Origin of the sequence: Dermacoccus sp. GAS27A (assembly GCF_044909235.1) — a bacterium.
In the GTDB taxonomy this organism is placed as follows: Bacteria; Actinomycetota; Actinomycetes; order Actinomycetales; family Dermatophilaceae; genus Dermacoccus; species Dermacoccus nishinomiyaensis.
This window is the reverse complement of record NZ_JBIYDW010000003.1, coordinates 322,928-331,693: the sequence shown is the minus strand read 5'-3', so window position 1 is coordinate 331,693 and position 8,766 is coordinate 322,928. Positions and strand designations below refer to the sequence as shown.

The following is an 8,766-nucleotide window of genomic DNA, read 5'->3' as shown; positions in this document are numbered from 1 at the left end:
TCCCTAGAGACGATGGGGTTGATAGGCCGGATGTGGAAGACCAGTAATGGTTGTAGCTGACCGGTACTAATGAACCGATAACTTATTATCACACTGAATATTGTTGTGCTAGTGCTCGCGTCCCTGTGTAATTCTGAAACAACACACCCACCATGATGGGTTTGATATGTTTCATAGTGTTACGGTGGTTATAGCGAAGTGGGAAACGCCCGGTCACATTCCGAACCCGGAAGCTAAGCCCTTCAGCGCCGATGGTACTGCACTCGGTAGGGTGTGGGAGAGTAGGACACCGCCGGACTTCTTCCAAGACGTGATGGTCTTGAACAGCTCCCCCGAAAGACTGGGGTTGAGTAGTTCAAGACCATCACGCATTTCTACGTCCACCACAAAGCCGTGGCCACAAACCATGGCGTCCACCGTGAATCGTCGCCCGGGCGCACTCCACGGCCACATCAGGGATTCATTGGAACATCGGGGGATCTCCAGTGTTTCCTCACGTCCCGGGGCTAGTGTCGTGCCGTGGTGGAGACGGGGAACAAGAACGAGCGCCTCACGTCGTCGGTCGAGGCGTGCAATCGTTGGCGGGATCATGGGTGGCGGGACAAGGTCGCGATCTGGGCCGGCCGGCTGCTCGTGCTGGCGGCGTTCGTCTCTCTCGCCGGAGTGTTCTTCCACCGCAGCGTGATCCTGCGCGTCGTCATGGACGTCCTTGGCTGGGTCAACATCCCGAGTGAGCCGTCCCTGTTCGCCGCCTGCATGGCTCTCGTCCTCGCAGGCGGTATCCGCCGTCGTTTCCGTCCGGCGCACACCGTCCTCGCGGTCGTCATGGGGCTTTCGGTGCTGGACTCGCTCGCGCGTCTCTTGTTCGCGCACCAGGTCACCCAGATGATCAACCGTCTCCACGTGCGTGGCGTCTATCGCGACTGGGCGCAGTTCCAGACGTCGCCGGGTGTGTGCGCGGCCATCCTGGCTCTGAGTGTCACGTCGTTCGTCGTCGTGCTCCTCGCGCGCCCCGCGTTCCGAGCGCGGTTCAGTTCCGGCTCGAAGACGGCGGCACTCATCAGCCTCATCGGAGGTCTGTTCCTGTCGTTCGTCGTCGCGTTCTTGCTCACCCTGTCGTTCCCGCGTGATCTCGACACCCTCGGGCAAAAGTTCGTCTGGTCGGTCCGCAGCACGTTCGGCGTCAGGACACCGCCGGCCAGCCCGGGTTTCGGAGGGCACCACGGGTACGAATGGACCTTCGTCGTCGCGAGCACGGTGTCGACCCTCGTCCTCATCTTCTCGCTGCTCGTCCTCTGGCGTTCGGGCCGCGGCTCCGGGCTCATCGACGCCGACGAGGAACTGCGCATCCGCCGTCTCCTGCTCGAGCACGGCGAGGACGACTCCCTGGGGTATTTCGCCACGCGTCGGGACAAGGCCGTCGTCTTCGCCCCTGACGGCCGCGCCGCCGTCACGTTCCGCAACGAGGGGAGCGTCAGCGTCGTGTCCGCCGACCCCATCGGGCGAGCTGAGTCCTGGGACGACGCCATCGCCGTGTGGCTCGGCCAGTGCCGCGAGCACGGGCTGTACCCCGCCGTCCTCTCCGCCAGCACGAGGGGAGCGCGCGCCTACATCGAGGCGGGGCTCAAGGCGTGGTCGCTCGGTGACGAGGCCATCATCGACACCGACACCTTCTCCTTGCGCGGGCGCTCGATGCGTCCCGTCCGCCAGGCCGTCACCCGCGTCGAACGCTGCGGCTACACGACCCAGGTACGCCGCCACGACGAACTGGGCGACGACGAACTGGCCGAACTCTCGCGGCTCGCCGACGAGTGGCGCGGCAACGAGACCGAGCGCGGATTCTCGATGGCCCTCAACCGGCTTGGTGACCGCGCGGACGGGCGCTGCGTCGTCATCACCGCCCACGACGCCCGTGGCGCCGTGCGGGGGTTCCTGTCCTTCGTCCCGTGGGGCTCGCGCGGGCTGTCGCTCGACCTGATGCGCCGCGACCGTCAGGCCGAGAACGGCCTCAACGAGTTCATGGTCACGCACCTCGCCGAAGCGGCACCCGCACTGGGCATCCGGCGCATCTCGTTGAACTTCGCAGTCTTCCGCAACGTCTTCGCCGATGCGGACGAGGTGGGCGCCGGCCCCATCACCCGCGTCACGGACAAGGCGCTCTCGATCGCGTCGAAGTTCTGGCAACTGGAGACGCTCTACCGCTCGAACGACAAGTACCACCCCGAATGGGTGCCGCGCTTCCTCTGCTACGACGCCGAGCTCACCGTCCCGCGTGCCGGTTTCGCGATGGGTGTGGCCGAGGGTTTCGTCCCCCTCATCGGGCCGCGATTGCTCGTCGGGCCCAAGCCGGCCGACCATCAGCCGCCGCGCCCCGAAGCCGTCTTCGTCGAGCGAGTCCAGGCCCTCGAGGCGGACGCACTCACCCCGCGGATGCCCGAGCCGCGCCGCAGCGAACAGCAGCGCGTGCGCCGCGAGAAGCTCGCCCGCATGGAGGCCGGCGGCGTCGAGGGCTACCCCGTTTCAGTGCCGCGCACCGCGCGCATCGAGGACGTCGTCACGGCGCACGGCCGGCTTCCCGCCGATCACCGCACGGGCGAGCGCGTCTCCGTCACGGGGCGGGTGCGGGCCCTGCGTGACTTCGGTGGCGTCAGCTTCGTCGTGCTCGACGAGGACGGCGCCCGCCTCCAAGCGATGGCGACGCGCGACGTCACCCCGGCCGAGAAGTACGAGCACTGGCGACACTGGATCGACCTCGGGGACATCGTCTCGGTGACGGGCGAGATCGTCACGTCGAAGCACGCAGAGCTGTCCGTGCACGTCAGCGACTGGCAGATGGCGGCGAAGTGCCTGAGCCCGATCCCCGACCTGCACTCACCGTTCCGCGACCCGGACGCGCGCATCCGCAACCGCTCGCTCGATCTCATCGTCAACCGTGATTCGATGGGCATGCTGCTGCGCCGATCACGCGGTGTGCGGACGTTCCGTGACGCGTTCGACGCACTCGGGTATACCGAGGTGGAGACGCCGATGCTGCAGGCGGTGCACGGTGGGGCGTCCGCGCGCCCGTTCAAGACTCACATCAATGCTTACGGCATGGAGCTGTTCATGCGCATCGCTCCCGAGCTGTACCTCAAGCGGCTCGCCATCGGCGGCATGCAGAAGGTGTTCGAGCTGAACCGCAACTTCCGCAACGAGGGCGCAGACGCGACCCACAACCCCGAGTTCACCTCGATCGAGGCCTACGACGCCTACGGCGACTACCTGACGATGCGCGACCTGACGCGCGAGGTGCTCCTCGCGGTCGCGCGGGCCGTCAACGGTGGGGAGTTCGCCGAACGCCCCCGCCCCGACGGCACGATCGAGCGTGTCGACCTGTCGGGACAGTGGCCGACGATCCCGGTGCACGAAGCGGTCTCCAGGGCCTGCGGGGTGACGCTGACGTCGGCGTCGTCGCGGGACGAGGTGGCTGCGGTCTGCGCGGCGCACGGCGTCGACGCGCCGCGCGAGAAGAGTGCGGGTGAACTCGTCGTCGAGCTGTACGACGAACTCGTCGAGGGCCAGACCATGTTCCCGACGTTCTACATCGACTTTCCCGTCGAGACGTCACCGCTCGCCCGCGCGCATCGCGGCGACCCCAGGCTGTCGGAGCGCTGGGACCTCGTCGCGTTCGGCGCCGAGATCGGCACCGCCTACTCGGAGCTCGTCGACCCGATCGAACAGCGAAAGCGCCTGATGGAGCAGTCCCTCAAGGCCGCGGCCGGTGACGTCGAGGCGATGTCGCTCGACGAGGCGTTCCTCAGCTCTCTCGAGTATGCGATGCCGCCGACGGGTGGGCTCGGCATCGGCGTCGACCGCTCCATCATGATGATGCTCGGTGCGCCGATCCGTGCGACGCTCGCGTTTCCGTTCGTGCGCCCTCAGGGTTGATCACACTTGTCGAGCGACATGCCCAGTGTGACGAACTTTACACAAAGGTTACACAGGGGAGACACACAGCGCATTCCAAGGGGCATGATCGAACACGGCGCCACACGCTCGTGGACGCGCGGTTCACCAGGCCATCCAGGGAGTACGCATGAAGAAGACCATCGGCGCCGTGGGCGCTGCGTTCAGCCTGCTGGGCGTCGGGCTGTCGGCCCCCGTCACGGCGGCGAGTTCCGTTCCCGCTCAGGGCGCGACGCCCACTGCGGACGCCTCCTCGTCCTACACCCCGCCGCCGGTCACCTGGGGTACCTGCGCGAACGCGCGCCTGAGCAAGGCCGGCGCCCAGTGCGGCTTCGTCGAGGTGCCCCTCGACTACGCCAAGCCCAAGGGCGAGAAGATCAAGATCGCCGTCTCCCGCATCAAGCACAAGACGAGCGACGCCAAGAAGCAGGGCATCATGCTCGTCAACCCAGGTGGCCCGGGCGGCTCCGGTCTGACGCTGTCGCGCCTCGGCGGCGCCGTGCCCAACAAGGGCGGCGACCCGTACGACTGGATCGGCTTCGACCCGCGCGGCGTGGGCTCCAGCGTCCCGACCCTGGCCTGCGACGGCAACTACTTCGGCTACAACCGCCCTGACTACCGGGTGACGAAGGCCGGCACGTCGCAGGCCTGGCTGAAGAAGTCGGCCGCCTACTCCGCGTCGTGCTCCAAGGCTGCCGGTGCGAAGCTCATGCCGCACATGAAGACGATCGACAACGTGCGCGACATGGACTCGATCCGCAAGGCGCTCGGTGAGAAGCAGATCAACTTCTACGGCTTCAGCTACGGCACGTACCTCGGCCAGGTCTACGCCACGATGTTCCCGAAGCAGACGCGTCGCATGGTCATGGACGGTGTCGTCGACCCGCGCGACGTCTGGTACGACGCGAACCTCAACCAGGACATCGCGTTCGACAAGAACATGGACGTCTTTTTCGACTGGGTCGCGGGCAACGACGCGACGTACCACCTCGGCACGAGCGGCAAGGCCATCAAGAAGCAGTGGTATTCGATGCGCGACAAGCTCGCGAAGAAGCCCGCAAACGGCAAGATCGGGCCTGACGAGTGGACCGACGCCTACCTCAACGCCGGTTACTACGTCTTCGGCTGGGAGGACGACGGCGCCGCCCTGGCCGCTGCGCTGCAGAAGGGTGACTTCGGCCCGACGACCGCGCTGTACGACGACGCCAACGGCTCCGGGCCGGGCTCGGACAACAGCTACGCGGTCTACCTCGGCACGCAGTGCACCGACGTCAAGTGGTCGAACGTGTGGAGCAAGTGGCTCTCGGACAACTCGAAGGTCGACAAGAAGGCGCCCTTCGAGACGTGGGCGAACGCCATGTTCAACCTCCCGTGCACGAGCTGGCCGGTCAAGGCGACGAACGCGCAGGCCATGAAGATCGACGGTTCGAAGGTCGGGCCGGTGCTGCTCATCGCCGAGACCCACGACGGTGCGACGCCGTTCCCGGGCGCGCTCGAGGTGCGCAAGCGCTTCCCGAAGAGCGCTCTCATCGAGGGCGTCGGTGGAACGACGCACTCCGGTTCGCTCAATGGCATCGCCTGCACGGACGACAAGATCTCCGCCTACCTCCTCACCGGCGCGATGCCCGCGCGGACGGGTGGACCGGGCCACGCCGACGTCGAGTGCGACCCCGTGCCCCAGCCGGAGCCCGGCCCCGCCAACGAGGTGACGGACAGCGCGTCCAGCACGAAGAAGAAGCACCACCACGTCCAGCAGCGTGAGGGCATGCAGGCCGACCTGCGCTCGAGCCTGCAGAAGGTCGCCACCGTCGGCGCTCGCTGACGTACGGTTGGTCTGACGGACGCTGGTCTGACGCGTCCTGACGGCGAAGGGCCGCGATCATCCTCTTCGGATTCTCGCGGCCCTTCGTCATGCTCGCGCCGAGCGGCGCGGAGGGTGTCTCAGTGACGCAGCGCCTTGCGGGCCAGAGCGTTGCCGATGAACTGGGCGATCTGAACGAAGACGATGATGACGACGACGGCGGCCCACGTCACGGCCCAGTCGTAGCGGCGGTAACCGTAGGACAGGGCGAAGTCACCGATGCCGCCGCCGCCCATGGCGCCGACGACGGCCGTCATGTCGATGACCGCGACGAGCGCGAACGTGTAGCCGAGGATCAGCGGCGCCAGCGCCTCGGGGATGAGCACGGTGCGGATGATGCGCCACGGACTCGCCCCCATCGCCTGCGCCGCCTCGATGACGCCGGGGTCGACGCTCACGAGGTTCTGCTCGACGATGCGGCTGATGCCGAAGGTCGAGGCGATCGTCAGCGGGAAGATCATCGACTTCGCACCGATCGTCGAGCCCGTGACGGCGAGCGTCAACGGCCCGAGAGCGGCGGCGAAGATGATGAACGGGATCGGTCGGATGATGTTGACGAGAACGTTGAGCACCGTGTGCAGAACTCGGTTCTCGAGGATGCCGCCGCGTCGTGTGGTGTTGAGCAGCACGCCGAGGGCGAGGCCGAGCAGGCCGCCCATGATGATCGTCGCGCCGACCATGAGCAGCGTCTCGCCCACCGCGGTGACGATCGTGGGGCGCAGCGCCTCCCAATCGGTTGCGGGCATCATGCGGCGACCTCCTCGACGTCGGCGGCGAGACGCAGTTCGTCGAGCACGGTGGTGACGGCGGCGTCGTCGCCGCGCAGGGCGAGCGTCAACGTCGTCAGGGTGTCGTCCTTGAGCGGTGTGAGGCCGCCGTGCACGATCTCCGGTTCGACGCCGTGTGCGGACATGCGGGCCAGGACACGGCCGAACTCGCGCGGGTCGTGAACCGTCAGCGTCGCGAGGCGCCCGTCGTGGGCAGCGCGCAGCCGGGCGCTCTCGCGTGCGTCGGGCACGTTCCGCAGGGTGGCGTCGACGAGGCGGCGCGTCGCGTCCGCCTGCGGCGCGCCGAGGACGTCGACGGTGCGCCCGGACTCGACGATCCGCCCGGCCTCGAGGACGACGACGTCGTCGGCGAGTTCGCGCACGACGTCCATCTCGTGGGTGATGACGACGATCGTCACGCCGAGCTCGTCGTTGACGCGGCGCAGCAGCGCGAGGACGTCCTTCGTCGTGTCGGGGTCGAGCGCGGACGTCGATTCGTCGGCGAGCAGGATCTCCGGGTTCGTCGCGAGCGCACGGGCGATGCCGACGCGCTGCTTCTGCCCGCCGGAGAGCTCGTCGGGGTAGGCCCACGCCTTCTCGGTGAGCCCGACGAAGCTGAGCAGCTCGGTGATGCGCGCCTCCTGGCGCGCCTTGTCCCAGTCGGCGACCTCGAGGGGGTAGGCGACGTTGGCGTACACCGTGCGCGAGCGGATGAGGTTGAACTGCTGGAACACCATGCCGATGCGACCGCGCAGCTCGCGCACCTGCTTCGCGGACAGCGACGCGAGGTCGACGCCGTCGATCTCCACGTGGCCGCGCGTCGGCGTCTCCAGGCCGTTGATGAGACGGACGAGGGTGCTCTTGCCGGCGCCGGAGAAACCGATGACGGCGACGATGCGTCCGCGCTCCACCTGCGTCGTGATGCCGTCGAGAGCCGTCACCTGGCTCTTGCCGCGGGTGAACGTCTTGCCGACATCGTGGAAGGCGACGGCGGGCGGGGTGTCACTCGCCGGCGCGGCGGCCTTCGTCAGTGTGGGGGAGGGGCCCGTCACTTCGATCCCTTCGCCTTGATCTGGGCCTCGAGCTTCGCGAGGATGCCCTGCACGTCGGAGGCGGAGTTGTTCACGAGGACGCTCGTGCCCTTCGTGCGCTCCTCGATGAGCTTCTCGACGCTTGGGTCGTGGTAGGCCTTGACGAACTTGGCGTAGTCGGCGTTGTCCTTGTCCGCGGCGCGCGCGACGACGACGTTGATGTACGGCTTCGACGAGGCCGCATGCGGGTCGTCCTTGAACAGGGCCTTGCTCGGGTCGAGCTTCGCATCCGCGGCGAAGTTGTTGTTGACGATCGCGCCGTCGACGGACGGCAGCGCAGCGGCGGTCTGCTCGGCGTTGACCGCTGTGACGGTGACCTTCGAGGCGCCGGCGTCGATGTCGGCCGGGGTCGACAGCGAGGTGCCACCACCCTTGAGCTTCAGCAGTCCGGCGCTCTGCAGCAGCAGCAAGGCGCGTGCCTGGTTCGTCGGATCGTTGGGGATGGCGATCTTGCCGCCCTGGGGGAACTGGCCGACGCTCGTGTGCTTCTTCGAGTACAGCGCCAGGGGAACGATGTAGGTCGCGCCGATGGGCGTGAGGTTCTGCTTCGCCTTCGTGTTGTAGTCGGCGAGGAACTGCAGGTGCTGGAACTGGTTGAGGTCGACCTGGCCCTCGGAGAGCGCGGGGTTGGCCTGGGTGTAGTCCGAGAAGTTGACCGGTTCGAGGTCGAGACCGTACTTGTCCTTGCCCACCTTGACGAGCTGGTTCCAGTACGGGTCCGACGCCTCCGTCGTGCCCACCTTGAGGTGGGTCAGCTTGTCGTCACTGCTCCCGCCGAGCACCTTGGCCCCGATGCCGGCGGCCAGCGCGACGACGAGGACGCCTGCGCCGATCGCGACGTACTTGCCGGTGTTGTTCTTCGGTTTCGGGGGCAGGGCGCTCGCGCCGTTCTCGGCGCTCGTGGCGTCATGCGTGGAGGAGGCGGGCGTCGAGGTCTCGTCGGCGGGGGTGTGCTTGTCGGTCATGATCTCTCCTGGTGAGGCGGCAAGGATGCGAATGCGCGGAGCTGGCGCGGATGCGCGGAGTCAGCGTGAAGGCGGGAGCGCCGGGGTGGGGCGCGGTGCGCGGTGTCGTGCGGGGCATACCTTTCGCGGCCTGGGCA

The 8,766-nt window shown here is 67.4% G+C and carries 5 protein-coding genes and 2 rRNA genes; 4 read left to right on the top strand and 3 right to left on the bottom strand.

The window, feature by feature from the left end; all coding sequences use genetic code 11:
* The 4 genes from ABH936_RS05155 to ABH936_RS05140 form a co-directional block, all read left to right on the top strand.
* Positions 1 to 90 (top strand): 23S ribosomal RNA (locus tag ABH936_RS05155); the annotation flags it as partial.
* 90 nt (positions 91 to 180) lie between these two features.
* Positions 181 to 298: ribosomal RNA gene (gene rrf, locus ABH936_RS05150) — 5S ribosomal RNA — on the top strand.
* Between the two features lie 221 nt (positions 299 to 519).
* The gene (lysX, locus tag ABH936_RS05145; protein WP_404602763.1) at positions 520 to 3,927 is read left to right on the top strand and encodes a bifunctional lysylphosphatidylglycerol synthetase/lysine--tRNA ligase LysX; all 3,408 of its coding nucleotides are present in this window, start codon (positions 520 to 522) and stop codon (positions 3,925 to 3,927) included.
* Between the two features lie 148 nt (positions 3,928 to 4,075).
* Positions 4,076 to 5,767: an alpha/beta fold hydrolase gene (locus tag ABH936_RS05140; protein WP_144694885.1), complete on the top strand. Its 1,692-nt coding sequence runs from the start codon at positions 4,076 to 4,078 to the stop codon at positions 5,765 to 5,767.
* Between the two features lie 119 nt (positions 5,768 to 5,886).
* On the opposite strand, the gene ABH936_RS05135 is transcribed toward ABH936_RS05140, so the two are convergent.
* From ABH936_RS05135 to ABH936_RS05125, 3 genes are read right to left on the bottom strand one after another with little or no spacing between them, the layout of a single operon-like run.
* The gene (locus tag ABH936_RS05135) at positions 5,887 to 6,555 is read right to left on the bottom strand and encodes a methionine ABC transporter permease (protein ID WP_006944079.1); all 669 of its coding nucleotides are present in this window, start codon (positions 6,553 to 6,555) and stop codon (positions 5,887 to 5,889) included.
* Positions 6,552 to 7,625, bottom strand: coding sequence for a methionine ABC transporter ATP-binding protein (locus ABH936_RS05130; protein ID WP_288756478.1), 1,074 nt, complete (start codon positions 7,623 to 7,625; stop codon positions 6,552 to 6,554). Before ABH936_RS05130 ends, ABH936_RS05135 begins: the two co-directional genes overlap by 4 nt.
* Positions 7,622 to 8,629: a MetQ/NlpA family ABC transporter substrate-binding protein gene (locus tag ABH936_RS05125; protein ID WP_288756479.1), complete on the bottom strand. Its 1,008-nt coding sequence runs from the start codon at positions 8,627 to 8,629 to the stop codon at positions 7,622 to 7,624. The genes ABH936_RS05130 and ABH936_RS05125 overlap by 4 nt, the downstream gene beginning before the upstream one ends.
* Positions 8,630 to 8,766 lie beyond the last annotated feature (137 nt).

What these genes read in the sequence shown, in the direction of transcription:
- ABH936_RS05140 (WP_144694885.1), top strand. Translation starts at nt 4,076, where the DNA reads ATGAAGAAGACCATCGGCGCCGTGGGCGCTGCGTTCAGCCTGCTGGGC.
- ABH936_RS05135 (WP_006944079.1), bottom strand. Translation starts at nt 6,555, where the DNA reads ATGATGCCCGCAACCGATTGGGAGGCGCTGCGCCCCACGATCGTCACC.
- ABH936_RS05125 (WP_288756479.1), bottom strand. Translation starts at nt 8,629, where the DNA reads ATGACCGACAAGCACACCCCCGCCGACGAGACCTCGACGCCCGCCTCC.